Source organism: Novosphingobium sp. GV079 (assembly GCF_003058045.1).
GTDB lineage: Bacteria > Pseudomonadota > Alphaproteobacteria > Sphingomonadales > Sphingomonadaceae > Novosphingobium > Novosphingobium capsulatum.
This window is the reverse complement of sequence record NZ_QBUE01000018.1, coordinates 19,488-44,904: the sequence shown is the minus strand read 5'-3', so window position 1 is coordinate 44,904 and position 25,417 is coordinate 19,488. Positions and strand designations below refer to the sequence as shown.

The 25,417-nt window shown below is 65.3% G+C and carries 26 protein-coding genes, 1 tRNA gene and 1 other RNA gene; 5 read left to right on the top strand and 23 right to left on the bottom strand.

Features of this window, described 5'->3' with window-relative positions:
• Positions 1-17: 17 nt before the first annotated feature.
• The 10 genes from C8K14_RS18600 to rpsB form a co-directional block, all read right to left on the bottom strand.
• Positions 18-704, bottom strand: a complete 687-nt coding sequence (locus C8K14_RS18600) for an OmpH family outer membrane protein (RefSeq protein WP_022677316.1) — start codon at positions 702-704, stop codon at positions 18-20.
• The gene (gene bamA / locus C8K14_RS18595; protein ID WP_107718255.1) at positions 704-3,376 is read right to left on the bottom strand and encodes an outer membrane protein assembly factor BamA; all 2,673 of its coding nucleotides are present in this window, start codon (positions 3,374-3,376) and stop codon (positions 704-706) included. The genes C8K14_RS18600 and bamA overlap by 1 nt, the downstream gene beginning before the upstream one ends.
• A 229-nt stretch (positions 3,377-3,605) precedes the next feature.
• A complete protein-coding gene (rseP, locus tag C8K14_RS18590; RefSeq protein WP_028658134.1) occupies positions 3,606-4,754 on the bottom strand; it encodes an RIP metalloprotease RseP in 1,149 nt (382 codons plus the stop codon).
• Positions 4,751-5,914 carry a 1-deoxy-D-xylulose-5-phosphate reductoisomerase gene (locus C8K14_RS18585; RefSeq protein WP_107718252.1) on the bottom strand — a complete coding sequence of 388 codons (1,164 nt, stop codon included), beginning with the start codon at positions 5,912-5,914 and terminating at the stop codon, positions 4,751-4,753. Before C8K14_RS18585 ends, rseP begins: the two co-directional genes overlap by 4 nt.
• Positions 5,911-6,654: a phosphatidate cytidylyltransferase gene (locus C8K14_RS18580; RefSeq protein ID WP_062784958.1), complete on the bottom strand. Its 744-nt coding sequence runs from the start codon at positions 6,652-6,654 to the stop codon at positions 5,911-5,913. Before C8K14_RS18580 ends, C8K14_RS18585 begins: the two co-directional genes overlap by 4 nt.
• Positions 6,641-7,285, bottom strand: coding sequence for a polyprenyl diphosphate synthase (gene uppS, locus C8K14_RS18575; protein ID WP_051146413.1), 645 nt, complete (start codon positions 7,283-7,285; stop codon positions 6,641-6,643). The genes C8K14_RS18580 and uppS overlap by 14 nt, the downstream gene beginning before the upstream one ends.
• Positions 7,286-7,362: 77 nt before the next feature.
• A complete protein-coding gene (gene frr, locus C8K14_RS18570; RefSeq protein WP_022677322.1) occupies positions 7,363-7,920 on the bottom strand; it encodes a ribosome recycling factor in 558 nt (185 codons plus the stop codon).
• Between the two features lie 3 nt (positions 7,921-7,923).
• Positions 7,924-8,649: a UMP kinase gene (gene pyrH, locus C8K14_RS18565; RefSeq protein WP_022677323.1), complete on the bottom strand. Its 726-nt coding sequence runs from the start codon at positions 8,647-8,649 to the stop codon at positions 7,924-7,926.
• Positions 8,650-8,874: 225 nt separating this feature from the next.
• Positions 8,875-9,801: a translation elongation factor Ts gene (gene tsf / locus C8K14_RS18560; protein WP_107718250.1), complete on the bottom strand. Its 927-nt coding sequence runs from the start codon at positions 9,799-9,801 to the stop codon at positions 8,875-8,877.
• Between the two features lie 124 nt (positions 9,802-9,925).
• Complete coding sequence (rpsB, locus tag C8K14_RS18555; RefSeq protein ID WP_062784960.1) at positions 9,926-10,681, bottom strand: 30S ribosomal protein S2; 756 nt, start codon at positions 10,679-10,681, stop codon at positions 9,926-9,928.
• A 508-nt stretch (positions 10,682-11,189) separates the two neighbouring features.
• Between rpsB and C8K14_RS18550 the strand changes: the two genes are divergently transcribed.
• Entirely contained in the window at positions 11,190-11,498 is a 309-nt protein-coding gene (locus C8K14_RS18550) for a hypothetical protein (protein WP_107718248.1), read from the top strand.
• On the opposite strand, the gene C8K14_RS18545 is transcribed toward C8K14_RS18550, so the two are convergent.
• Together C8K14_RS18545 and C8K14_RS18540 are read right to left on the bottom strand one after the other, a co-directional pair.
• Positions 11,467-12,267 carry a phosphatidylcholine/phosphatidylserine synthase gene (locus tag C8K14_RS18545; protein WP_082350248.1) on the bottom strand — a complete coding sequence of 267 codons (801 nt, stop codon included), beginning with the start codon at positions 12,265-12,267 and terminating at the stop codon, positions 11,467-11,469. The genes C8K14_RS18550 and C8K14_RS18545 overlap by 32 nt on opposite strands.
• Before the next feature lie 2 nt (positions 12,268-12,269).
• Positions 12,270-13,019: a phosphatidylserine decarboxylase gene (locus tag C8K14_RS18540; RefSeq protein ID WP_022677327.1), complete on the bottom strand. Its 750-nt coding sequence runs from the start codon at positions 13,017-13,019 to the stop codon at positions 12,270-12,272.
• A 200-nt stretch (positions 13,020-13,219) separates the two neighbouring features.
• On the opposite strand from C8K14_RS18540, the gene C8K14_RS18535 reads away from it, so the two are divergent.
• Positions 13,220-13,504, top strand: a complete 285-nt coding sequence (locus tag C8K14_RS18535; protein WP_107718246.1) for a hypothetical protein — start codon at positions 13,220-13,222, stop codon at positions 13,502-13,504.
• On the opposite strand, the gene C8K14_RS18530 is transcribed toward C8K14_RS18535, so the two are convergent.
• Positions 13,486-14,145 (bottom strand): S24 family peptidase, encoded by a 660-nt coding sequence (locus tag C8K14_RS18530; RefSeq protein ID WP_022677329.1) that lies wholly within the window; start codon positions 14,143-14,145, stop codon positions 13,486-13,488. The two genes, C8K14_RS18535 and C8K14_RS18530, sit on opposite strands and share 19 nt — an antisense overlap.
• A gap of 105 nt (positions 14,146-14,250) precedes the next feature.
• On the opposite strand from C8K14_RS18530, the gene C8K14_RS18525 reads away from it, so the two are divergent.
• Complete coding sequence (locus C8K14_RS18525) at positions 14,251-14,493, top strand: ogr/Delta-like zinc finger family protein (RefSeq protein ID WP_082209206.1); 243 nt, start codon at positions 14,251-14,253, stop codon at positions 14,491-14,493.
• A 50-nt stretch (positions 14,494-14,543) separates the two neighbouring features.
• Here C8K14_RS18525 and C8K14_RS18520 read toward each other — a convergent pair.
• Positions 14,544-14,629, bottom strand: a tRNA-Tyr gene (locus C8K14_RS18520).
• A 189-nt stretch (positions 14,630-14,818) separates the two neighbouring features.
• On the opposite strand from C8K14_RS18520, the gene rlmB reads away from it, so the two are divergent.
• Positions 14,819-15,667 (top strand): 23S rRNA (guanosine(2251)-2'-O)-methyltransferase RlmB, encoded by an 849-nt coding sequence (rlmB, locus tag C8K14_RS18515; protein WP_107718305.1) that lies wholly within the window; start codon positions 14,819-14,821, stop codon positions 15,665-15,667.
• Positions 15,668-15,763: 96 nt separating this feature from the next.
• On the opposite strand, the gene C8K14_RS18510 is transcribed toward rlmB, so the two are convergent.
• The 5 genes from C8K14_RS18510 to C8K14_RS18490 form a co-directional block, all read right to left on the bottom strand.
• Positions 15,764-16,036, bottom strand: coding sequence for an HU family DNA-binding protein (locus C8K14_RS18510; protein ID WP_022677331.1), 273 nt, complete (start codon positions 16,034-16,036; stop codon positions 15,764-15,766).
• A 215-nt stretch (positions 16,037-16,251) separates the two neighbouring features.
• Positions 16,252-18,663 (bottom strand): endopeptidase La, encoded by a 2,412-nt coding sequence (lon, locus tag C8K14_RS18505; RefSeq protein WP_028658138.1) that lies wholly within the window; start codon positions 18,661-18,663, stop codon positions 16,252-16,254.
• 171 nt (positions 18,664-18,834) lie between these two features.
• Complete coding sequence (locus C8K14_RS18500; RefSeq protein WP_107718244.1) at positions 18,835-19,965, bottom strand: VacJ family lipoprotein; 1,131 nt, start codon at positions 19,963-19,965, stop codon at positions 18,835-18,837.
• A gap of 102 nt (positions 19,966-20,067) precedes the next feature.
• Positions 20,068-20,403 carry a YbaB/EbfC family nucleoid-associated protein gene (locus C8K14_RS18495; protein WP_022677334.1) on the bottom strand — a complete coding sequence of 112 codons (336 nt, stop codon included), beginning with the start codon at positions 20,401-20,403 and terminating at the stop codon, positions 20,068-20,070.
• Positions 20,400-22,283 carry a DNA polymerase III subunit gamma/tau gene (locus tag C8K14_RS18490; RefSeq protein ID WP_233251149.1) on the bottom strand — a complete coding sequence of 628 codons (1,884 nt, stop codon included), beginning with the start codon at positions 22,281-22,283 and terminating at the stop codon, positions 20,400-20,402. Before C8K14_RS18490 ends, C8K14_RS18495 begins: the two co-directional genes overlap by 4 nt.
• A 98-nt stretch (positions 22,284-22,381) precedes the next feature.
• On the opposite strand from C8K14_RS18490, the gene C8K14_RS18485 reads away from it, so the two are divergent.
• A complete protein-coding gene (locus tag C8K14_RS18485) occupies positions 22,382-22,876 on the top strand; it encodes a DUF4188 domain-containing protein (RefSeq protein WP_107718242.1) in 495 nt (164 codons plus the stop codon).
• A 38-nt stretch (positions 22,877-22,914) separates the two neighbouring features.
• Here the strand turns inward: C8K14_RS18485 and ffs are convergent.
• The 4 genes from ffs to C8K14_RS18465 form a co-directional block, all read right to left on the bottom strand.
• Positions 22,915-23,009: signal recognition particle sRNA small type (ffs, locus tag C8K14_RS18480), an RNA gene on the bottom strand.
• Between the two features lie 50 nt (positions 23,010-23,059).
• Positions 23,060-23,338 carry an ETC complex I subunit gene (locus tag C8K14_RS18475; RefSeq protein ID WP_107718240.1) on the bottom strand — a complete coding sequence of 93 codons (279 nt, stop codon included), beginning with the start codon at positions 23,336-23,338 and terminating at the stop codon, positions 23,060-23,062.
• A gap of 60 nt (positions 23,339-23,398) precedes the next feature.
• Positions 23,399-23,863 (bottom strand): low molecular weight protein-tyrosine-phosphatase, encoded by a 465-nt coding sequence (locus tag C8K14_RS18470; RefSeq protein WP_028658140.1) that lies wholly within the window; start codon positions 23,861-23,863, stop codon positions 23,399-23,401.
• 172 nt (positions 23,864-24,035) lie between these two features.
• Entirely contained in the window at positions 24,036-25,160 is a 1,125-nt protein-coding gene (locus C8K14_RS18465) for a glycerophosphodiester phosphodiesterase family protein (protein ID WP_233251148.1), read from the bottom strand.
• Positions 25,161-25,417: the final 257 nt, after the last annotated feature.

Below are 25,417 nucleotides of genomic sequence, written 5' to 3'. Positions count from 1 at the left end.
TCCCCGTATGCCTTGCCTTAGCGGCCTTCCGGCGCCTTGGCGCCCGAAGCGGCGGGCGCAGCGCCCTGCTGGGCCTGCTGCTGCGCCATCGCTTCACGCTGGGCGCGCGGCATCCAGCCAGCCGGCGGCACGAGCTGCGCGGTGGGGATCAGGGCGTTGAGTTCGGTCAGGATGTCCTGGCTGATGTTCGAGGCCGGATCGCCCTTCACCACGGCCTGCACGTCGAGCACGATGGTGGCGCGACGCTTGGCCATCGCGCGCTGCGTGGCTTCGTCCAGCTTGTCGGAGATCTGCTCGATCACATACTGTTCAGCCAGGTTCAGCGGAGCGAGGATCTGCTGGATCTCGCGCTTGCCGTCTTCCTGGATCTGCTGGATCTGGCCCACTTCGGCTTCGAGCGCAGCGCGATCGGCCTTGGGGTTCTTCTGATCAGCCTGGAACTTGTCGGCCAGCGGCTTGAGCTGGGCGTTGATCTGGTCGCTGCGGGTCTTGGCCTGGTCGATCTGCGCCTTGTAGGTGACCGGACGCTGCTGCATCGCGGTCTGATAGGCCGACGACGAACCGACAATCGCCTGCGGATTGGCATAGGCGATGCCGTTGGCAACCGGAGCGGTCGACGCAGCCGCAGGAGCGGCGGCCATGGCTGCGGGGGCAGCCGAGATCATCAGGCCCGCGATCAGGGCCGAGGCAATGCGGAGTTTCATCAGAACTGGGTTCCCACGTTGAAAGTGATGGGCTGGGTGTCGTCGCCGTCGACCTTCTTCAAGACCTTGGCGAAGTCGATGCGGAACGGGCCGAAAGGCGAGTTCCAGTTAACGCCGACGCCGATCGAAACGCGCGGCTGCGGCGAGTTGCCAACGAAGACTTCGTCGTACTTCTGGTATGTGCTGTTGGCCGTGCCGTCGGTGGCATTGGCTGCGGTCGTGATCTTGCCGGTCAGCGCGTCGGTATAGAGCACCACCCCCGTGCTGGTGGCCGGGCGACGTACGCCCCACACCGCACCAGCGTCCATGAAGATCGACGGACGCAGGCCCATTTCGCGGGCACCGGCGCCAAGCGGAATTTCAAGCTCGGCATGGCCGATATAGTAGTAGCGGCCGCCCAGCGCGTCGTCCGCCCACGAATTGCGGTCGGTGGTGATCGCGCCGAACGAGCCATCGGCGTTGCGCGAGTAATACTTGCGCAGCACGCGCGGGCCCACGCCGCGAATGTCGAAGCCGCGCATCTGCGGCTGGCCGAGGAAGAAGCGGTCGGTCAGGCGCACGTCGTCCACGGTGGGATCCGACGAACGGCTGGCGAGCGGCTCGATCGCGCCACCTTCGCCGCGCAGGCTGAACACGAAGCCCTTGCCCACCGGCCAGTAGTGCGCGGCGTTGGCAGTGATGCGGGCATACTTGACCGAGCCACCCAGCCCGGCGATGTCGCCGCTCAGCAGCCACGAGGTGCCCTTGGTCGGACGCAGGCGGTTGTCGAGCGTGTCGTAGACCACCGAGGTGCCGAAGATCGAGCTGGTGCGGTGGCCAATAGCATCGCACAGGTAACGACCGGCCAGCAGCGGGCTGCAGGTGCCGTTGAGGTAATAGGTCGCCTCGTCCAGCGTCACGTCATCGATGTTGAACGTGTAGCGGCCAATCAGCGACATGTACTCGGTCAGCGGCACGCCGGCGCGGATCTGGAAGCCGGTCGTGGTCTGCTTGTACGTCGTGTTGCGGTTGGAATTGAGGTAGTTGAAGCTGTTGTAATCGCGGCGATAGACGTCAACGCCCATCGAGATGTTGCGATCGAACAGATAGGGCTCAGTAAAGCTCAGCTGGACGCTGCGCGAATAGTAGGAATAATCAACCGAGAGGCCCAGCGTCTGGCCGCGACCACGGAAGTTGTTCTGGCGGATCGAGGCTTGGAAGATGAAGCTTTCCAGGCTGGAGAAACCGGCCGAAAGCTGCAGTTCGCCGGTGGGCTTTTCTTCCACGTTGGCTTCGAGCGCGATGCGATCGGGCGTGGTGCCCGGCTTCTGCTCAACCTCGAACTTTTCCTGGAAATAGCCGAGCGACTTGATGCGGTTGGACGAGCGCTTGATCTGGTAGGAATTGAACGCGTCACCTTCCGCGAGGCGGAATTCGCGACGGATCACCTTGTCCTGGGTCAGCGTGTTGCCGTTGACATCGACACGTTCGACATAGACGCGCGGCGCGTCAGCGATGCGGAACGTGATGCCCATGGTGAGGTCATCCTTGTTCCGCGCGAAATCGGGCTGCACGTTGGCAAAGGCATAGCCCAGGCTGCCGGCCGTCTCGCTCAGACTGTCGACGGTGTCTTCGACCAGCTTGGCGTTGTACCAGTCACCCGCCTTCATCGGCAGCTTCTTGACCAGGCTGTCGCCGTCGATCTCGCGCAGCTGGCTATCCACCTTCACGTCGCCGAACTTGTAGCGCTTCCCTTCCTCCACCACGTACGTGATGATGAAGTCCTTCTTGTCCGGCGTCAGTTCGGCCACGGCCGAGACCACGCGGAAATCGGCATAGCCCTTGGTCAGGTAGAACTGGCGCAGCTTCTGCTGGTCGAACGCGAGGCGATCGGGATCGTAGCTGGTGCCCGACGAGAACAGGCGGAACGCGCGGGCCTGCTTGGTGACCATCTCGGTGCGCAGTTCGGTATCGGAAAACTGCTGGTTGCCGATGATGTTGATCTGGCGAACCTTGGACTTGGGCCCTTCGGTGATCTCGAACACGATATCGACGCGGTTCTGGTCGAGCATGACCATCTTGGGCTCGACCGAGGCGGCGAATCGGCCCTGCCGCTTGTACAGCTCGATGATGCGCGACACGTCGGCGCGCACCTTGGACCGCGTGAAGATCTGACGCGCCGAGAGCTTGATCTCGGGCAGGATCTTGTCTTCCTTGAGGCGCTTGTTGCCTTCCAGGATGATGCGGTTGACGACCGGGTTTTCCTTGACCTGGATGGTCACCGCGCCCGCGTTGTTGCGCACCTGCACGTCGGCAAACAGTTCAGTGGCGAACAGGTCCTTGAGCACCTGGTCGGCCGCGGCCTGGGTATAGCGATCGCCTTCGCGCAGGCGGATGTAGGAGCGAATCGTATCGGGCTCGAGGCGCTGGGCGCCGTCGATGGTGATCGAACGCACCAGTTGCACCGGTTCGGCCGGCGCAGCCACGGCGGGCGCGGCCGGAGCGTTGGCCGGGGCAATGGCAGATGCCGGAGCAGACGCGGCCTTTGCCTTGGGCGCGCTCTGCGCCAGGGCCGGATTGCCCAGCGTGGTCGAGGCAAGCAGCGCCACCGCGAGAGTCGAAACCCGCGCCGTTGCCGGGTTCGATGCCCGCGCTGCGGCGGGGGCGGTCAGGCTCGCGTACCGTTCATTCATCACCAAGCGCCATCCCGTCTGAATTCGTAATGTTCCGCCACGATGGCGGTTGCCGGATTTTCGGCACCGCAGCCCTGTGCCCGATGCCGCTGTGCCAATCAAGCAAGCATGGTGCAAGGCACCGCATTCACCCCGCATATTGTGGAAAATAATGCGCCTTCGGCCTGCCGAGCCCCCTGCCCGGCCGCTGGCCGATCATCCTGCGCCCATGCGGCGCCAACCAAACCGGTCAGCCGCCGAAAACCTTTGCTCCAAACAGGCCATGCGCACCGAACAGGTCGAGCGAGGCAACATCGTTGACCGTGACGATCAGCATCAGGGCCACCACCAGCGCCAGGCCGGTGCGAAACGCCCATTCCTGGCCGCGCGCACTGACCGGCCGGCGGCGCACCGCCTCTGCCAGGTAGAAGGCCAGATGCCCCCCGTCGAGCACGGGAATTGGCAAGAGATTGATGAATCCCAGATTAATCGAAATCAGCGCGACGAAGAACACGAACGGCTGCCAGCCCGAGACCAGCTGCTCGCCAGAGAACTTGGCGATCTTGATCGGGCCGCCCAGTTCCTTCACCTCGCGCCGGCCGGTTGCGATCTGCACGATGCCGGTGACCATGGTATCGACAATGCCGCGCATCTGTCGTGCGCCATCGGCCACTGCCGCCAGAGGGCCGACACGGACCAGTTCGACACTGGCCGGGCCCACCCCGATGAAGCCGATTTTCTGAACGTTGCCAAAGCGATCGGAATCCGCGCGGGTGCCGGCAACCACGGGCAGCGTCTGGCGCTTGCCACCGCGCTCCACCACCAGGTCAAGCGGCTCGCCAGGGTGCTGCGCCACGGTCATCTTGACGTCGAGGAAAGTATCGATCGCGCTTCCGCGCATCGCCACGACGCGATCGCCCACCCGCACGCCAGCCTTTTCCGCCACCGAGCCGGGCTGCACCACGCCGATCACGGGCGGCACCACGAGCTTGCCATAGGCCATGGTAAAGCCCGACAGGATCACCAGCGCAACCAGCAGGTTGGTAACCGGGCCCGCCAGCACGATCAGCGCGCGCTGCCACAGCGCCTTGGCCTGGAACGTGCGGTTGCGCTCTGCCGCCGGCAATGCCAGCCATTCCGACGTCGGCTTGCTCGTCGGGCTCATGTCTCCGGCGAACTGGACATAACCACCCAGCGGCAGCAGCGAGAGCTTCCAGCGCGTGCCGCGCTTGTCGGTCCAGCCGATCAGTTCACGGCCAAACCCGATCGAAAAGACATCGGCCTTTACCCCGCACCAGCGACCAACCAGATAGTGACCCAGTTCGTGAAGGAAGACGAGTGGCCCCAGCACGAGCACGAAGCCCAGAAAACTGATCAATAGGCCGGGGGTCTGCATCAACGAACGGGCTCCATATGCGCATGTGTGCGCAAGCGGGCTTCGTGGTCAACCGCAATCACATCTGCCAGGCAGGCAGGCGGCGGCGGCAGGCCACGATCCAGCACAGCCTGTACACATGCCACGATTTGCGTGAACCCGATCTTACCAGCCAGGAACGCAGCCACCGCGATTTCATTCGCGGCATTGAGCACGGCCGGCGCAGCGCCGCCGGCCATCACCGCCTCGCGCGCCAGGCGCGTGGCGGGAAAGCGCGATTCGTCGGGCTGACGAAACGTGAGTTCGCCAATCTGCGCCAGATCGAGCGGCGCACAGGGCGTGTCCATCCGCGCCGGCCAGGCCAGGCACGAGGCGATCGGCACGCGCATATCTGAAGGACCAAGCTGCGCCAGGGTGGAGCCATCGCGATATTCGACCATCGAATGCACGATCGACTGCGGATGGACCAGGATGCGCAGCCGCTCAACCCCCACGGGGAACAGGTGAAACGCCTCGATGAACTCGAGCCCCTTGTTCATCATCGTGGCCGAATCGACGCTGATCTTGGCACCCATCGACCAGTTGGGGTGCTTCACCGCCTGGGCCGGGGTGGCATGGGGCAGGCGATCGGCCGCCCAATCGCGGAACGGGCCGCCACTGGCCGTCAGCGTGATCATCCGCACATGCTCGGGCGCATTGCCCGCAAGGCACTGGAAGATCGCGTTGTGCTCCGAATCGACCGGCAGCAACGTGGCGCCGCTGCGCGCCACGGCCGCAGTCATCACCTCGCCCGCAGAAACCAGCGCTTCCTTGTTGGCCAAGGCCACGGTGCGGCCACATTCGATCGCCGCCATGGTAGGCGCCAGGCCGGCACAGCCAACGATCGCGGCGACAGTAATGTCGGCGCCGCGCGCGGCCGCCTCGACCAGGGCGTCGGGGCCGGCGGCCACGGCGATATCGGTGCCAGCAAGCGCCGCACGCAGCTCCGCCAGGCGGGCAGGATCACCGACCACGGCCAGGCGCGCGGAAAATTCGCGGGCGAGCGCGGCCAGTTCGGCCACCTGGGCATGGGCGGTCAGCGCCTCGACGCGGAAGGCAGCGGGATTGCGGCGCACCAGATCGAGCGTCGACGTGCCGATCGAACCGGTCGCGCCCAGGATGGTGATGGAACGTTGCGCGGTCATGCCGGTGCCCCCAGCGCCCAGGCGGTGCCGACGATGATGGCCACCGGCAACAGCCCGTCAACGCGATCGAAAAAGCCGCCGTGGCCCGGGATGAGGCGCGAGGAATCCTTGACCCCCGCCCGCCGCTTGAGCCACGATTCGTAGAAATCGCCCGCCTGCGCCGCCACTGCCAACACGGCACCGGCCAAGGCTGCCACACCCAGGTTGGCGATGTGCAACGCCTCTGCCAGGCTCGGGCCGGTGGGGCCAAGGCCGCTGATCAGCCAGGCGCCGCCCAGCGTGAACAGCCCAGTCCACAGCCCAGCGGCGGCCATGCCACCGGCCAGGCCCGACCAGGTTTTCGACGGGCTAATGCGCGGCGCAATCTTGGGGCCGCCGAGCGCACGGCCGGTGAAATAGGCGCCCGTATCGGTGCAGATCACCAGGCCCATGACCGCCACCAGCAAGGGCGTGGGCATCACGATCAGCGCCAGGGCGCCCCAGCCGATATAGACCGCGCCGGTAATGACCCCGGCGACCATGCGCGCCGGATCGGGCGCGATGCGTGCCACCAGGCGAACATATTCGCCAAATACGACCAGGCCGACAGCCGCGATGAAGGCATCGAGCGCCACCCCGCCGCGCCACACGGCCAGGCCAGCCACGCCCAGCATGACCACGGCCGAAGCCAGGCGCACGGGCAGGTCGGAACGCTTGGCCGGTTGCGGTTGTGCGGCCACGGCGGGATCAACGTCCGCCAAAGCGCCGCTCCCGCTCGGCAAACTGATCAAGCGCGGCGCGCAAGTGATCGGGGGTGAAATCGGGCCACAACACCGGGGTAAACACCATTTCGGCATAGGCGGCCTGCCACAGCAGGAAATTCGACAGCCGCACCTCGCCCGAAGTGCGGATCAGCAGGTCGAGCGGCGGCAGGTCTGCCGTATCAAGCTCGGCCGCGATGGTTTCGGGCGTGATCTCGCCCTTGGCGGCAGCGCGGGCAGCGGCGCGGGCAATTTCCTGCTGCGAGCCATAGTTGAGCGCGATTGCCAGCGTGAGCCGGGTATTGCCGGCGGTGCGCGCCACGGCATCATCGATCAGTTGCACCAGATCGGGCGCCAGCGCGCGATATTCGCCGATGATCTTGAGCCGCACGCCATTGCGGTCGATCTCGTCGATATCGCTGCGGATGAACGCGCGCAGCAGGCCCATGAGATCGGAAATCTCGTCGGCCGGGCGCTTCCAGTTCTCTGAGCTGAAGGCATAGAGCGTCAGCGCCTCGAGCCCCAGGTCGCCCGCGGCGCGCACGGCCGCGCGCACGGCTTCCACGCCGCGCTTGTGGCCAAACGCACGGGGCATGAACCGCTTCTTGGCCCAGCGCCCGTTGCCATCCATGATGATGGCAACGTGGCGGGCCAAGGGGGCGCCATCGCCCCCGTCGCGAACCTGCGGCACGGGAACCGGCGCGGCGCTCACTTGCCCAGGATTTCCTTTTCCTTATGGGCGGCAGCGTCGTCCACGGCCTTGATCGTCTCGTCGGTCAGCTTCTGGACTTCGGTTTCCAGGCGCTTGCGCTCGTCTTCCGAGATTTCCTTCTTGGCCTCGTCAGCCTTCAAGGCTTCCATGCCATCGCGGCGCACGTTGCGCACGGCAATGCGGGCGCCTTCGGCATACTTGCTGGCCAGCTTGGCCAGTTCCTTGCGGCGTTCCTCGGTCAGGTCCGGGATCGGCAGGCGCAGGTTGTTGCCGTCGTTGATGGGGTTAAGGCCAAGGCCGGCAGACCGGATCGCCTTTTCCACCGGGCCGACGTTGGACTTGTCCCACACCTGCACCGAAAGCAGGCGCGGTTCGGGTGCAGACACGGTGGCCAGCTGGTTCAAGGGCATGTGGCTGCCATAGACTTCGACCGTGATCGGATCGAGCAGCGCGGTGTTGGCACGGCCAGTGCGCAGGCCGGCGAGATCGCCCTTGAGCGATTCGACAGCGCCCTTCATGCGGCGCTCAAGATCGCCTTTGTCATACTTTGCCATGGATCAGGCTTCCTTCCGAACGATGGTCTGCGTGCCCTCTCCGGCCAGCACGCGGGCAAGATTGCCCTGCTCGCGGATCGAGAACACGACGATGGGAATATTGTTGTCGCGGCACAGCGCCACGGCCGAGGCGTCCATCACCTGCAGGTTGTGCGCCAGCACGGTGTCATAGTCGATGGTGTCAAAGCGCTTGGCCGCCGCATCCTTCTTGGGATCGGCATTATAGACGCCATCGACGCTGGTGCCCTTGAACAGCGCATCACACTGCATTTCGGCCGCACGCAGCGCTGCGCCGGAATCGGTGGTGAAATAGGGCGCGCCCACGCCGGCGGCAAAGATCACCACGCGGCCCTTGGCGAGATGGCGTTCGGCGCGGCGGCGGATGACGGGTTCGCACACCTGGTCCATCTGCACGGCCGATTGCACGCGGGTGTCGACGCCCAGCTTTTCGAGGGCGGACTGCATCGCCAGTGCGTTCATCACCGTGGCCAGCATGCCCATGTAATCGGCCTGGGCGCGGTCCATGCCCTTGGCAGCGCCAGCCATCCCGCGAAAGATGTTGCCGCCGCCAATAACCAGGCAGATTTCGAGGCCGGTTTCCTTGGCAGCCTTCACTTCGGCGGCGAGCGCGGCGACGAAATCGGTATCGATGCCGAACTGCTGGTTGCCCATGAGCACTTCGCCAGAAAGCTTGAGCAGGATGCGCTTGAACTTTGCAGGGGTGGTCATGGGGCGTCCGGGTCTCGCAAAAAAGGATCGGGATGAAGGCGGGTTGGCACGCAACCGGCGGCCCCTCCACCCCTGGTTCGCGCCCTTATACGCAGCGCACGGGCCGTGCCAAGGGCGCCGCTGCGCTTTTCGCAAACGCAAACGTCCCCGCTGCAACAGGAACCCGGCGCATTGCCGCATGGGCAAGGCCAGGCCCCGGTTGCGCGGGGACGCGAAAAGCGATGCTTACTTGATGCCGGCAGCGGCCGCCACTTCGGCGGCGAAGTCGGTCTCTTCCTTTTCGATGCCTTCGCCCAGCTGGAAGCGGACGTAGTCAACGAGGGCGATCTTGGTGCCTGCAGCCTTGCCAGCCGCTTCGACGACCTGGGCGATCGGGGTCTTGTTGTCCATCACGAACAGCTGCGACAGCAGGGCGTTTTCCTTGGCATACTTGGCCACGGCGCCATCGACCATCTTGGCCTGCACTTCGGCGGGCTTGCCGCTTTCAGCTGCCTTTTCAGCCGCGATCTTGCGTTCGCGGGCGATCAGCTCGGCGTCGAGGTCTTCGGCATTGAGCGCCAGCGGGAAAGCAGCGGCGATGTGCATCGCGATCTGCTTGCCGAGCGGCTCGAGCACGTCGGCGCCAGCTTCGGATTCGAGCGCGACGAGCACGCCGATCTTGCCGAGGTTGGTGGCAGCGGCGTTGTGCATGTAGGGCACGACGATGCCGTTCGACACAGCGACGTGCTTGATGCGGCGCAGCTGCTGGTTTTCACCGATGGTGGCAACGTTGTTGGTCAGCTTGTCGGCCACGGTGCCGCCGTCCGGATAGGCAGCAGCCTTGAGAGCTTCCACGTCGGCCGCGCCGGTTTCCAGCGCCACTTCGGTCGACTTGCGCACGAAGTCCTGGAACTGGTCGTTCTTGGCGACGAAGTCGGTTTCCGAGTTCACTTCGACGGCGACGCCCTTGGTGCCCGAAACGGCCACGCCCACGAGGCCTTCGGCGGCGGTGCGGCTCGACTTCTTGGCGGCGGCGGCAAGGCCCTTGGCGCGCAGCGCGTCAACCGCGGCTTCGAAATCGCCGGCAGCTTCGTCGAGCGCCTTCTTGCAGTCCATCATGCCGGCGCCAGTGCGCTCGCGCAGGTTCTTCACGTCAGCGGCGGTGTAAGCCATCGCGTTTGTCCTTTGTCTGAAACGGTGCGGCCGCGGCTGCACGCGCCGCGGCCCTACTTCATGAAACGGGACAATTCGGTGACGGCGCCGATCGCGGCGCCGCCCCCGTCATGTCAGCCTGCAATCAGCCTTCGACGGCTTCTTCGGCAACCGGCTCGTCCAGCGCGCCCAGGTCCACGCCCGAAGCATATGCAGCGTCACGGCCGCCCTTGGTGGCAGCGGCGGCCACGGCTTCGCAATAGAGGCGGATGGCGCGGCTGGCGTCGTCGTTCGCCGGGATCGGGAACGCGATGCCTTCGGGCGAAACGTTGGAGTCGAGGATCGCCACGACTGGGATACCCAGCACGTTGGCTTCCTTGATCGCCAGTTCTTCCTTGTTGGCGTCGATCACGAACATCACGTCGGGGATGCCGCCCATGTCGCGGATACCGCCGAGCGACAATTCGAACTTGTCACGCTCGCGGGTGAGCTGGAGCACTTCCTTCTTGGTGAGACCGGCGGTGTCACCCGAAAGCTGTTCCTCCAGCGCCTTGAAGCGCTTGATCGAGCCCGAGATGGTCTTCCAGTTGGTGAGCATGCCGCCCAGCCAGCGGTGGTTGACATAGTGCTGGCCCGAAGCGCGGGCGGCCTGGGCGATCGGTTCCTGCGCCTGGCGCTTGGTGCCGACGAACAGCACCTTGCCGCCGGCCTGCACGGTGGCCGAGATGAACTCGAGCGCGCGCGACATCAGCGGAACAGTCTGCGACAGGTCGAGGATGTGGATGCCGTTGCGGGCGCCGAAGATGTACGGCTTCATCCGCGGGTTCCAGCGGTGGGTCTGGTGGCCGAAGTGGGCACCGGCCTCGATCAGTTGCTGCATGGTGACGACGGGAGCCGCCATAATCATTTCCTTCCGGTTTCACCTCTGGAGCGCTGGAACCGCGCGGAGAACCCGCAGCTGGCACCGGTATGTGCGCGCCCCATGTGGACTGGCCCTGCTGTCATGATGGCGGCGGACATGCCGCGAATCACCGCTGGGCTGCGGCGCCCATAGCGCGCGTAAACCGGCAATGCCACCGGAAATGCCCTTAGCAGTGATTCGCGGGGATAACCTGCCCGACGCAGGCAAAACACGTCCTGGCGCGGCTGTTCCACGCCCGAATCACCGCGCCGCGAACACTGTTTCATCGATTTTCGACATAAGCACAAACACTTAGCACGAGCGCAGATGTGCTTGAAATTCCAGTTGACGCACCGGAACAAAAGTGGAACATTTGGAACATCGACGGGCCAAACAGGAACCGTTCAGGAACGATCGAGTTATCCACAACACAAGCGCTTGCTGTCAAGCCTTGGGCACAGGACGCCCTGCTTGGCACCTGCCCTCTTGTCTTCGGAAAGGCATCGCCATGCTCGCCATTCTCGCTTCGCTCGTCATTGCCGGCGCCGGCGTTGCAGCCCTGGTTGCCGTTGCGGCCACCTTGCACGGCCAGCTTGGCGCCATTCGTCAGTTGCTGGCCGATGCCCGCGCGCTGGAACAAGCCGATGCGCTGGACCTCGATCGCGCTTTCCTGGCGCGGCTGATCGACAGCCCGCTGGCCACCGCCGCGCCGGCGACCCCGGCGCTGCCGCCGCTGGTGCGCAGCACGGTGCGCCGCCCCTCGCCGCGCCCGGCCGCTGGCGTGGTTACGAAAGCGACACGGCGCGCTGCCGCTTGAGCCGGGCATAGCGCACCACACCCACTGGAATCAGTGCAAGATAGAGCGCACAAATTCCCACCAGCGTCAGCCAGGGTTCCGTCAGCAGCGCCGCAAAGACCAACCCGGTCAGTGCGATCAGCTCCAGGCGGATGGTCTTGCGCGGGCGGAACGATGACCAGCCCGGCGTCGCCATGTTGGAAATCATCATGAACGCCATGAGCGCCGCCCAGATCGCCACGAAGATCGGCTGACGAAACTCGTCGCGGCCGCTCGCCACCCACAGGTAAAGCGGCAGAAACGACAGGCCGGCGCCGGCCGGGGCGGGAACGCCAGTAAGAAAGCCGGCGGACTTGTGCGGCTGCTCTTCCATGTCGATGCGGGCGTTGAAGCGGGCGAGGCGCAAGGCGCAGCATACCGCCAGCGCCAGCGCCGCAAACCAGCCAAAGCGCGGCATCTGCTGCAACGACCAGAGGTAGAGGATCAGCGCCGGGGCCACGCCAAACGAGATGGCATCGGACAGGCTGTCCAACTCTGCGCCAAAGCGCGACTGCGCCTTCATCAGACGCGCCACGCGGCCGTCGATGCCGTCGAGCATGCCGGCGAGAATGACCGCCAGCACCGCGCCGCGGAAATCACCACCAATGGCAAAGCGAATACCGGTCAGCCCGCAGCATAGCGCAGCAGAGGTAATGGCATTGGGCACCAGCGCGCGCAGTGTAAGCCCGCGCGGCAGCCGGTGGCGGCCAAAGTCTTCACCCGAAAATGCCTCTTCGTCCTCTGCCGGCAAGGTCACTGGCTGATACCCTCGATCAGCGGTGCATCGCCGATTTCGGCCAGGATGGTTTCGCCAGCCACCACGCGCTGGCCGATCAGCACCTTGGGTTCCGTGCCGACGGGCAGATAAACGTCAACGCGGCTGCCAAAGCGAATGAGGCCAACCCGCTGGCCAACGGCCACGATGTCTCCGCTCTTGACGAACGGCACGATGCGCCGCGCCACCAAGCCAGCGATCTGCGTAAAGCCGATCTTCACGCCGTCGCTGCGCTCCACCAGGAAGTGCTGGCGCTCGTTTTCCTCACTCGCCTTGTCGAGATCGGCATTGAGGAACTTGCCCGGAATATAGACCACGCGGCGGATCGTGCCGCCGATCGGGGTGCGATTCACGTGCACGTCGAACACCGACATGAAGATCGACACGCGGGTCACCGGCGTCGGGTCCATGGCGGCAAGGCCGCTGCCATCGTCGGCCGAAAGCTCGCGCGGCGGGGCCACCTTCTGGATCAGCGTGATCAGGCCATCGGCCGGCGCCACCACAAAGCGATCGTCACGCGGGGTCACGCGCACCGGATCGCGGAAGAACGCGAGCACGCCAAGGGTCAGGAACACGAACGGCCAGGCCACGATGCTGCCGCCGAAAATGGCCGCGATCAGCGCGATGCCACCGGCAATAGCGCCGAACTTGCGTCCTTCGGGATGGATGGAGGGCCAGGACCAACCGGCATTGCCGCGTCCGCGATTGTCAAAAATGTCACCAGGCATGCCGCCGGTCTAGGCGCTGGCGCGTCGCGCGGCAAGCGTATGGCGCACACCAGTGCCACCAACCGCTGTCAGGGATCGACCAGCGCCGTGCCAACTACATGCAAAGCCTTGTTGTATAAGGAATCTGCACAACAGGGTGGCATCGCGCCGGGCGGGAAATTGGGCTTTTGTGGTGGGGCAACCGCAAAAGGAACCACGCAATGATCCCCCTTCACAACCCGTTCTGGCCCTGCTGGCTGATCAGCTTGGCAGCGACCTGCACGATCACGATTGCCCGGCTGGGGCTGCGCCTTTCGCCCGCCGGCCGGCATGAGCTGGTATGGCGCGAATGCCTCGCCCTGCCGGTATTTCCCACGGTGGCAGCCTGTTATGCCGGCCTGCACCAATGGCCGCCGGCCGCAGCAGCGCTGCTGGCAATGGCGCTGGCCCTGCCCGGCTATCCCCGGCTGGCACGGGCCATGGCGCGCTACATCTTGCGGAAATAGGCCACGACGCGGCCCAGCACGTGCAGTTCCCCATCATAGGCGGTGATTGGGGAAATGGCAGGATTGTCGGCCATCAGCAGCCAACCGCCATCCTTGCTGGGCCGCAGCCGCTTGACGCAGCCCAGCCCGCAATAGCTGACCGCCCAGACCTGATCGGCCAGGCGCGGCACGGCCTGGCTGGTATCGATCAGCAGCAGATCGTTATCGAGGATGGTGGGGATCATGCTGTCCCCGGAACCGCGCGCAATGATCAGGCTTTCCGCCGGGGCACGGGTATAGAGATCGAGCCATTCGCGCGGAAACATGCGCTGCACATCGGCGATAGGCTGGTCGATATAGGCGGCGCCCAGGCCGATCGCCAGATCGACCTCGCGCACGGCAACCAGGCCCATGGCTCCGGCAACTACCGAAACCGACGGCGCACGGCGACCATCGTTGGCGGGGTCATCGGTTTCACCGGTGAGATATTCCACGCTCGTTTCGAGAGCGCGGGCTATGGCGTGGATATGGCGCGACCCTTGCGCCCCCTTGCGGATGAGGTGGTTCACGCTCGGCTGTGAAATGCCGACGCGGCGCGCCAGTTCCGCCTGCGACAGGCCCAACGCGCTGATTCGCGCGGCAATGCGATCACCCAGTGTCATGGATAGCGGTTTATAGATTAAACTATAAATCGGCAATTCATTTATCTATTGCGTAGACGATAGATTGGTGCATTATAGATTTATCGATACAGACGGAGATCCACCATGCCATCCCCCACCACGGGGCAGCCGCGCACCGGGCGCCTGCATTGCCCCCATTGCCACCAACCGGGTCAACGGCGATCGAGCCGGCCGGTTACCGACACCCACCGCGAGATCTATTACCAGTGCACCAATGTGGTTTGCGGCCATACCTGGAAAGCCAGCGAGACTTACGACTATGGCCTGGTGCCCAGCGCGACGCCAAACCCGCAGGTGACGCTGCCGCAACGACCGGGGCGGCCGTGAGGCTGGGATTTTTTGTGGGGGCAGCCCTGGCGAGCGGGCTGGAATACTGGTGGTGGACAGGGCTAGATTCGAACTAGCGTACGCTTGCGCGGGCAGATTTACAGTCTGCTGCCTTTAACCACTCGGCCACCTGTCCACACCAGATTTGCCGGTGCGAGGAGCGCCTTTTCCAAGGCTTTCCTGCATTTGAATGGGCCGTTTCGCTGCAAGCGATCCGGTCCGTCCGGCCGAGTGAGAGGCCCTTTGGCGAACCATCGCTTGCCTGTCAATGGGGGGGCTGGCTAAGGGCGATGCAGTTTTCGATTTTTATGCACAGGTGTTCGCAATGCCCCGCCACGATGATGACCAAGACAAGCGCCACGACAGTGGCAAGAAGAGCCGCTCATTGCGCGGCCGGGCCGGGCGCAACCAGGGTGGGCGCGGATCGGGCCGTGGCAGCACCGGCACGGTGCGGCTGTGGGGCCGCCATGCCGTGGAAGCGGCACTGACCAACCCCAACCGCACCGCCAAGAAGCTGTGGGGCACGCGCGAGGCGATCCAGGAAATGCTGAACGACCATGACGCCGAACTGCCGCGCGATCTGCCGGTGGAATATGCCCAGGCGGTGGATCTGGGGCGCCTGGTGGCGCGTGATGCGCCGCACCAGGGCCTGGTGCTGGAATGCCTGCCGCTGGACGATGTGGCGCTGGACGATGTGCTGGAAGAGGCCGAGGGCCGCACCCTGGTGCTGCTCGATCAGGTCACCGATCCGCACAACGTGGGCGCCATCCTGCGCAGCTGTGCCGCATTCGACGTGGCCGCGCTGATCACCCAGGATCGCCATGCCCCGCCCGAATCGGGCACTTTGGCCAAATCGGCATCGGGCGCGCTGGAATCGGTGCCGTGGGTGCGGGTGGTCAACCTGGCACGCGCGCTCGAATCGATTTCCGAGGCCGGCTATTGGCGAATCGGCCTGGACGGCGAAGGCGAGGCGGAATTTCCCCATGCCCTGCCCGCCGGCCCGGTGGCGCTGGTACTGGGCGCCGAGGGCGAAGGCATGCGGCACAACGTGATGCAGCATTGCGATGCCATTGCCCGCCTGCCGATCAGCGGCGCGATCGAAAGCCTCAATGTCTCCAACGCGGCCGCCATCGCCCTCTATGCCGCCGCCACGCGCCCGAGCGTGGACGACTGAACCGCCTTTGTGCGGAACACGGGAATTCTTTTTCCACAAAAAAGGCCGCGTCGGCATGCGACGCGGCCTCTTTTTTTGCCTTGCGGCGCGATGGGGTCAGTTCACCGCGTCCTTGAGCCCCTTGCCGGCCTTGAACTTGGGCTGGGCCGAAGCCTTGATGGCCATCGGTTCGCCGGTGCGGGGGTTGCGGCCGGTCGACGCCTTGCGCTTGGCAACCGAGAACGTGCCGAAGCCGACCAGGCGCACTTCCTCACCCTTGGCCAGCGCGCCGGAAATCGATTCGAACACGGCTTCGACAGCCTTGATGGCATCGCCCTTGGACAGGCCGCTGACATCGGCGACGGCGCTGATCAGATCGTTCTTGTTCATGTGCGGAAACCCCCTACCAATCTACTGGACAGCAAATGTTGGAAAATCGTGATTTCGGGTGCGGCGGAAAAGAGCCGAGAAAAAAAGCGCTGTCAAAGGCAAAAGCACGCAAAACCCGCAATTTATCCCCGATGGCAACCGACTTTGCGGGCAGGCAAAAGCCGCGCGCAACGATGTTGCGCGCGGCTCCCGTCAAACTACGGTAGAAACTGCGCTCAGTGCGCGGTGCGTGCCGCTGCCGGGCTGCCGCCCAGGGGGGCCGCCGCCGGCTGCGTGGCAAGGTCGTCGGCTTCGGTCCATTCGATCGCTTCCACCGGGGCAACCAGCGCCCGCGCCAGAACCTCGTCGACATGCGACACCGGCACGATCTCCAGCCCTTCGCGGATATTGGCGGGGATTTCCGCCAGATCCTTGCGGTTTTCCTCGGGTATCAGGACCGTCTTGATGCCACCGCGCAGCGCGGCGAGCAGCTTTTCCTTCAATCCCCCGATCGCCAGCACACGGCCGCGTAGCGTCACTTCCCCGGTCATCGCCACATCGGCACGCACCGGAACACCGGTCAGCGTCGAAACCATCGCGGTGACCATGCCGATGCCCGCGCTCGGCCCGTCCTTGGGCACGGCGCCTTCGGGCAGGTGGATATGCAGATCCTTGCGCTGGAAGATCGACGGCTTGATGCCATAGGCAGGGCTGCGCGCCTTGACGAAGCTGAACGCCATCTGGACGCTTTCGCTCATCACTTCGCCCAGTTTGCCGGTGGTGCGCACCGCGCCCTTGCCGGGCACCGTCACGCTTTCGATCGTCAGCAATTCGCCGCCCACTTCTGTCCAGGCCAGGCCCGTTACCGCGCCGACCTGGTTTTCCTCGTCAGAGACGCCGTGGCGGAATTTACGCACGCCGGCGAACTCGGCAAGGTTTTCAGGCGTGATCGTCACGCTCTTTTCCTTGCCTTCCAGAATCTTCCGCAACGATTTGCGCGCGAGCCGGGCCACTTCGCGCTCCAGCGTGCGCACGCCGGCTTCGCGGGTGTAATAGCGGATCAGATCGCGCAGCGCGTCCTGCGTGAGCGTGAACTCGCCCTTGCGCAGGCCGTGTGCTTCCACCTGCTTGCTCACCAGGTGCCGCTCGGCGATTTCGACCTTCTCATCCTCGGTATAACCTTCGAGGCGGATGATCTCCATGCGATCGAGCAGCGGCTGCGGCAGGTTGAGGCTGTTGGCCGTGCACACGAACATCACGTCGGACAGGTCGATGTCCAGCTCCAGATAATGATCCTGGAACTTGGCGTTCTGTTCGGGGTCGAGCACTTCGAGCAGGGCCGAAGCGGGATCGCCCCGGAAATCCTGGCCCAGCTTGTCGATCTCGTCGAGCAGGAACAGCGGGTTGGATGCACCAGCCTTGCGCAGGTTGGTGACGATCTTGCCCGGTAGCGAGCCGATGTAGGTGCGGCGGTGGCCACGGATTTCGGCCTCGTCGCGCACGCCGCCCAGCGACTGGCGGATGAACTGCCGGCCGGTGGCCTTGGCGATCGACTTGCCCAGCGAGGTCTTGCCCACGCCCGGCGGGCCAACGAGGCACAGGATCGGACCCTTGAGCTTGTTGGTGCGCGCCTGCACGGCCAGGTATTCGACGATGCGATCCTTGACCTTGTCCAGCGCGTAGTGATCGGCATCGAGCACCGCCTGGGCGCCCGGGATATCCTTCTTGAGCTTGGACCGCTTGCCCCACGGCAGGCCCAGCAGCACATCGAGATAGTTGCGGATCACGGTGGCTTCCGCGCTCATCGGCTGCATGGTCTTGAGCTTTTTCAGCTCGGCATTGGCCTTGGCGCGGGCTTCCTTCGACAGCTTGAGACTGTCGATCTTGTCCTGCAGTTCCTGGATCTCGTTGGCTTCCTCACCGTCGCCGCCGCCCAGTTCCGACTGGATCGCCTTGAGCTGCTCGTTGAGGTAGTATTCGCGCTGGGTCTTTTCCATCTGGCGCTTGACGCGGCCACGGATCTTGCGCTCCACCTGGAGCACGCCCAGCTCGCCTTCCATGAAGGAAAGCACCATTTCCAGACGCTTGAGAGCGTCGCTTTCCGAAAGCACGGCCTGCTTGTCGGCCACCTTGGCCGCCAGGTTGGCAGCCACGGCATCGGCCAGCTTGCCAGCGTCTTCGATATCGCCCAGCTGCTGCCCGGCATCCTGCGGCAGCTTCTTGGAAAGCTTGGCATATTCGGCGAACTGATCGACCACCGAGCGCATCATCGCCGACACTTCGGTGCCCGAGACACTGCCCGGCTCGATCGGCTCGACCTCGGCCATCAGCATGTCGCCGTGGCTGGAGCTTTCCGCGTTGAGCGTCTTGAGCTCGGCACGCTGGTTGCCTTCCACCAGCACGCGCACGGTGCCATCGGGCAGCTTGAGCAGCTGGAGCACCGTGGCGATCACGCCGGTTTCATAGAGATCATCGCGATCGGGATCGTCGCAGCCGGGGTCGAGCTGGGCCAGCAGGAAGATGTCCTTGGACCCGGCCATGGCCGTTTCCAGGGCGGCAACCGACTTTTCGCGGCCGACAAACAGCGGCACGACCATACCGGGGAACACCACGATATCGCGCAAGGGCAGCAGGGGATACAAAGTCATAAGTGCAAATGTCCGTCCCACCTGCCGCACATGAACCCAAACCGGCAGGGCTTGAGGCAGATATGGGGTGCAAGGCGCCGCCCCGCAATGCCCAAGCGCCAAGACGGTTGGGGATTGCCGGTTTTCAGCCTTTTTGCGCGGGACTTGGCCTGTGGGGCGGCGGTGCGCCGATCAGGGGGGGGTGGTGGCTGGTGCCGCTGCCGGGGTAGCGGCTGGCGCGGGCGCGGGCAGCACGATCGGGGGCAGCACCTGGCCATCCGGGGCGTGCGCCGGCCCGGTGGTCGCTGGCCCGGTGGGCGCTGGCGCCGGTGCTGCGGGATTCACCACAGCGGGTGGCGTCTGCGCATCGGGGGGCGGGGCGGCCTTTTCCTTGTGCTTGTGCCCCTTGAGCTCGTCGATCTGCTCCTGGCGGGCGGCGAGATAGCCTTCCTTGGCGGCGAGATAGGGATCGCCAGCCTTGCGCATCGCCTGGATGCGGCGGTCATCGTCAAGACGATCGTTGAGCGAACGCACCACGAAGCTGCCGGTGACATAGGCAGGGCTGCGCAGCGGGCCGCCGACAATCGCCGGCAGGAACGCACGATCGAGGCCCAGGCCGATCACGTCGCGCAGGGTGGTGGGCCCAACCAGCGGAACGAACAGGAACGGCCCTGGCCCCACGCCATAATAGGCGAGGGTATAGCCAAAGCCGTTGCGGCGATAAGGCAGCTTGAACGGCTTGGCCACGGCCACATCGAGCAGGCCGCCCACCCCGATGGTGGAATTGATGGCGAACCGGCCCAAGGTTTCAGCAGCCTTGCCCGGCTTCAACTGCAACAGGAAATTCAGCGCGATCACCGGCTCGGTCAGGTTGGTGAAGAAATGCCGGAAGCCAGTGCGAATGGGCGCGGGCACGATCGAGCCATAGGCCTTGGCGGCCGGCCCGATCACCGCGCGATCAACCGCCTGGGTGGCGGCAAAGGTCACCTTGTTGAGGGCGATGACCGGGTCGCCAGGCGGCGGGCCGCGCCGCGCGTTGACGACAATGGCGCCTTCGTCAGCGGGCTGCGTCTCGGCAGCGGTATCGTTGGCGGCAACCGGCGTGACCGTGGGCAGCACGATGACGGGAAGAATCTGGCCATCGGGTGCGCGGGCGGGCGCTTGTTCGGGGGCAGAAGGTACGGCCGACGCGGTGGCAGGAGCGGCAGGCGCGGTCACGGCAGAGGCAGATGCGGCAGGGCTGCCCGCAACCGGCTGCGGCGGCGCGCCATCATCTATCGGCGTGGTCCCGGCCAACGCAGCGGCAAGCAATACGATCATCATGTCCCCGTAGTCGGTCTCACCATGACTGGGCGCTGAACGAAAGATCGATCAGGCGCGCAGCCATGGGAAAACAACGGTAATCTTGAAAGGTTGCGCCGCCGCTCAGAACGGCAGCTTGAAGCCCGGCGGAATACCCGCCGCCATCTGCACCTTCTGCATTTCTTCGGCAGCGGCGGCATCGGCCTTGGCCCGCGCATCGTTGAACGCGGCTGCCACCAGGTCTTCGAGAATGCCCTTGTCGGCCGGAACGAGCAGGCTGTCATCGATCGACACGCCGATCACGCGGCCCTTGGCCGAAGCCTTGATGGTGACCAGGCCACCGCCAGCAGCGCCCTCCACCTCGATCGCGTCGAGGCGGCCTTGAGCATCCTCCATCTGCTTCTGGATGGTTTCGGCGGCCTTCTGTGCCGCCTGGATCATTTCTTCCATGGACTTCATGCTTGTCTGCTCCGCGCAGGCGACCACGGCCGGCGTTCAGCCGTGGCGGGGTTGGATTCGTCGAGAATTTCAGCGCCGGGAAAGGCTTCGAGTGCAGCGCGCACCAGCGGATCGGCACGCATCGCGGCCTCGGCCTCGGCTTCCAAGGCGGCCTTGGCTTCCACCAGGCTGGGCTGCGCGCCCTGGGCCGCTTCGCCATCGAGCCGTTCCACCAGCCAAGCCTGGCCGGTGATATTCTGTAGCGCTTTCTTGATATCGGGCGTGGGATCGCCCGGCAGGCCCGGCGCCAGCTGATAGCGCAGCGTGCCCATGCGCAATTCGATCAGGCGGACCGACAGGCGCATGGTGGCGCCGGTGAGCGGCGAAACCTCTTCCACCTGCTCCACCAAGGCTTGCCAATCCATGGCGATACCCGTGGCAGGCGCCGACGGCATCGCTGCAACCGGGGCGCCATCGGACGTGGGCTGCGCGGCCATGCTCGCGGCCAGGGCGGGCCCTTGCGCCAGCATTTCTTCCAGCTTGCGCACCAGGCCGCCGGGATCGGGCATGTCGGCCGCGTGCAGCACGCGCAGCAGCGCCATCTGCGCCGCCACCAGCGGATCGGGCGCGGTCTTCACCTCGTCATGGCCCTTAAGCAGCAACTGCCACAGGCGGTGCAACTGCCCGGGCGCCAGATCGCCGGCCCAGCCCTGCAGCGCCGCAGCCTCTTCGGCCGAGCGCGCCTCGCCCTCTGGCCCGCTGATCTGGGTGACGGTGACCTTGTGCACCAGATCAAGCTGCGCGCGCAGCATGGCGACCGGCTCGATCCCCAAGGCATATTGATGCGCCACTTCAGCGAGCAGCGCGGCGCCATCACCCTTGAGCATGGCGGCAAACAGGCGGCGTTGCAGCGTCTTGTCGGCCAGGCCGAGCATGTCCTGCACTTGCGCGGCCGAAACCGTGATCACCGAGCCATCGCCGCTGCCCGCCAGATCGGCATGGCTGATCGCCTGATCGAGGATCGAAAGCCCGTCGCGCGCCGAGCCTTCGGCGGCGGCGGCGACCATGGCCAGGGCCTCGGCCTCGGCCTCGACCCCTTCAGCCTTGCAGACATGGCCGAAATGATCGGCCAGCAGCGCGGTCGGGATGCGCCGCAGATCGAACCGCTGGCAGCGCGAGAGCACCGTGACCGGCAGCTTGTCCACCTCTGTCGTGGCGAACAGGAACTTCACATGCGCTGGCGGTTCTTCCAGCGTCTTGAGCAGCGCGTTGAACGCGTTGCGCGAGAGCATGTGCACTTCGTCGATGATGTAGATCTTGTAGCGGGCCGAGACGGCGGCATAGCGCACCGCCTCGATGATCTCGCGCACGTCATCCACGCCGGTGTGGCTGGCCGCGTCCATCTCGATCACGTCGATATGGCGGCCTTCGGCAATGGCCTGGCACGGTTCGCACTGGCCGCACGGGTCGATCGTCGGGCCGCCCTGCCCGTCCGGGCCGATGCAGTTGAGCGCCTTGGCGATAAGGCGCGCGGTGCTGGTCTTGCCCACCCCGCGCACGCCGGTCATCAAGAAGGCATGGGCCAGCCGGTCACGCCGGATCGCGTTGGCCAGGGTTTGCACCATGGCTTCCTGGCCGATCAGCGCGGAAAAGGTTTGCGGGCGATACTTGCGCGCCAGCACGCGATAGGGCTGTGCCGGCGCAGCGGCCGGTGCCGGCTTAGCGGCAGGCGCTTGCACAGGCTGGGGCGCAACGGGCGCAGGCTTGGCCACGAGCGCGGGATCGCCGAACATCGCGCCCTGTCCAGCCGCTTCGAGTTCGGCCGCGCTGGGCGCAGCCTCTTGCGGCGGGGCATCGGGGGTTTCGGGTTCGTGCCCAAACATGTCGGTTGAATCGGCCATCGCGCCCCTAGGTAGGCGCAAAGGCTGCAAATGTCGAACGGAGGCGAGGCGGTTTCCCGCAAGCTTGCGCCGCGATTTTGATTTGATACCAATTTGCCATGCCCACGATCCTGCCCGGCCGCCGCACCGCCCAGACCAACACGCCGCTGGTCGTGTTCCTGATCGGCATGCGCATCAACCGCTTCCGCGCCGTGCGAGAATGGCTGCCCGTGTCGCGCGCCATGAGGCCGATGCTGGCCGAGCTTTCCGCCGCGCCCGACAGCGGCTTTCTGGGGTATGAGCCCATGCTGCGCGGGCTGCGCACGATCATGCTGGTGCAATACTGGCGCGATTTCGACAGCCTGGAAGCCTATGCCCGCAGCCGCGACCGCACGCATTGGCCAGCCTGGGTCGCGTTCAACAAGGCAGCGCGCCAGAAGCGGGGCGGCGTAGGCATTTTTCACGAAACCTATGCCGTGCAAGCCGGCGGCAGCGAAACCATCTATGTGGATATGCCCGCCTTCGGGCTGGGCAAGGCGATGGGCCTGGTGCCGGCAACGGAAGGGCGCGAGGCTGCGCGCGAGCGGATGAAGGCATCCGGGCAGCAGACCTGATCGGATCGACCGGGCGGCGGCGCGTTACAATGTGGGGCTAAGAAGGAGCCGGGCGACCCGCCGCAATCCGTTGTGGCTGCTTCCTTCCGGACCTGACCAGGTTGGCGAACGCAAACGTCCGCCCGACTCCCGGCCCGCCCTATGGCGCCGGCGCGCGCCGATTGCAAGCGCCGGCTTGATCAATCAGCGGAAATTGTCAGCGTAGCTTTGCAGCTTGAGCCGGCGCGGCGGCGTGGGCGTGACATGCACGGCAATGCCGTACTTGTCGGCATAGGCGCGGGCGTCCGCCTCGGTCTCGAACGTGAGGATGACTTGCTGCTGGGTATCGCCGGAACCGGCCCAACCCATCAGGGGATCGGGGCGCTTGGCCTCGGCCGAGGCGAATTCCAGGAGCCAGTCGGCAGTCCGGGCCTTGCCGGACTGCATGGCATTCTTCGGGCGCTGATAGATGCGTGCAGGCATGGGCGGTGCTTTCGTGCGTTTCGCGACGCAAATCAAGAGGGATAAGGGAACTACCAGAACCTAGCGCAACATGCGCGCCACCAGGCGGCGGGCCGCCTCGCTTACGTCATCCCAGGCTTCGAGAAAATCCTGCTCGTCGCCGTAATAAGGATCGATCACCGCCTGCCCTTCCCGGCCCGGCACCAAATCCATCAACAGGCCCATCCGCGCCAGGGTGCGGCGCGGGGCCATGCGCCGCAGATCCTGCAGATTCTGCGAATCGAGCGCATAGATCTGGCCAAAGCGGGTGAAATCGGCCTCGGTCACCTGGCGGGCACGATAGCGGGAGATGTCGATGCCGTGTTGCAAGGCCACCGCCTGCGCACGCGGATCGGGCGGATTGCCAGCGTGCCAGCCGCCAGTTCCGGCCGAATCGATGGTAACGGCCAGCCCCGCCTTGACGGCTTCGGCCCGGAACGCAGCCTCGGCCAACGGCGAGCGGCAGATATTGCCCAGGCAAACAAACAGCACGGCTGGCTGGCTCACCGCATTCCCTTCCACATGAACCCTGCGCAGGCATGTGGTGAGCCGGGCGCACGCACCGCATCCGGCGCGCGGCCTGGCGATGCCCGTCGCAGCGCAATAAAATACGCTGCAATGCAAAAAGTCCAGCGCCAAGCCGCAGGAAATTGCAGACGGGCGGATTTACCCTGGGTGATCAGACGCCGTCGACCGCGCGACGGCCCAGCGCGGGATCATCGGTGAAGAACCCGTCCAGCCCAGCGGCAAGATAGGCGCGGATTTCCGCAACACTGCCGCTTTCGCAGCGCAGCGCGGCGCCGCATTGGCGCAGGCTGGCGGGCAGGAATTGCGGTTCTGGCCGAAAGGTATAGGCACCCACCAGCAGACCGGCGCGGTGCGCATCGGCAATGATCGGCTGCGGCGGCGCGAGGCGTCCGTCTGCCGTTTCGGGCATCAGGGTGCGGCTCCACGGCGCGATCCAATCGGCATAGCCGGCCACATCGGTCAGGCCACTGGCCGACAGCATCGCGCTATAGGTGAGCATGCCGCCGCTGGCGATGGCGTCACCCGTGCGCTTTTCGGGCTCATCGGCCAGTTGCATCAGCGCGATGTTGCGCCAGGGCGCCAGCATGCCGCGCAGCCGCTTGAGATTGGCCACTTCGAACGACTGCACGATCACCGGGGCCTGTTGCAGCCAGGCATGGGCGCGAATGGCCGCCAGCAGCTTGGCCTCCATATCGTGGCCCAGGCTGTGGAAATAGCTGGAATGCTTGATTTCGGGAATGATCCCCAGCGGCCGCTTGCGCCCGCGCGCGGCCTTGGCGGCAAAGGCCACGATCTCGTCGAACGTCAGCACCGGGAACTGCCCATCGAACGCCATGCTCTCAGGACGCAGCGTGCCCAGCCGCTCCTTGGCGCGCAGAGTCTTGAGTTCGGCCAGGGTGAAATCCTCGACGAACCAGCCTTCCTGCCGCTCGCCATCGATGACCTTGGCGGTCTTGCGCGCGGCAAATTCCGGGTGAGCGGCCACGTCGGTGGTGTCGACGATATTGGGTTCATGGCGCGACACCAGCACGCCATCGCGGGTGGGGACCAGATCAGGCTCGATGAAATCGGCGCCATCGGCCACCGCGCGCTGATACGAGGCCAGCGTATGTTCGGGCCGGTGCGCGCAGGCGCCGCGATGCCCCAGCACCAGGGGATGGGCCGGCCGGGCGTGGCGGCCATGGCCCTTGGCCAAGGCGCCGGCCAGGGCACGGGCGCCGGGCAGCATGGCCGCGCCGGCCCCCATGGCCAGGATCGAACGGCGCGAAACAGTCATGGAGTTCATCCTTTTGCCAATGCCATGGGCGCCCTGGACAGGCTTTGCGACAGGATCATGACCATGCCGGGCGGACAGGTCCAGAGGCCCCTGATGGGGCAGAGGTTGGTGGACCCCGGACTTGATCCGGGGGCCCGCGTTATCCCTCAGTGCCATGCCAGAGCGGACCGCGCGCGATTTTCATAATGATTTCACACGAAGCCACGAAGGCACGAAGAAAAGCGCCGTCTTCGTGCCTTCGTGGCTTCGTGTGGGAT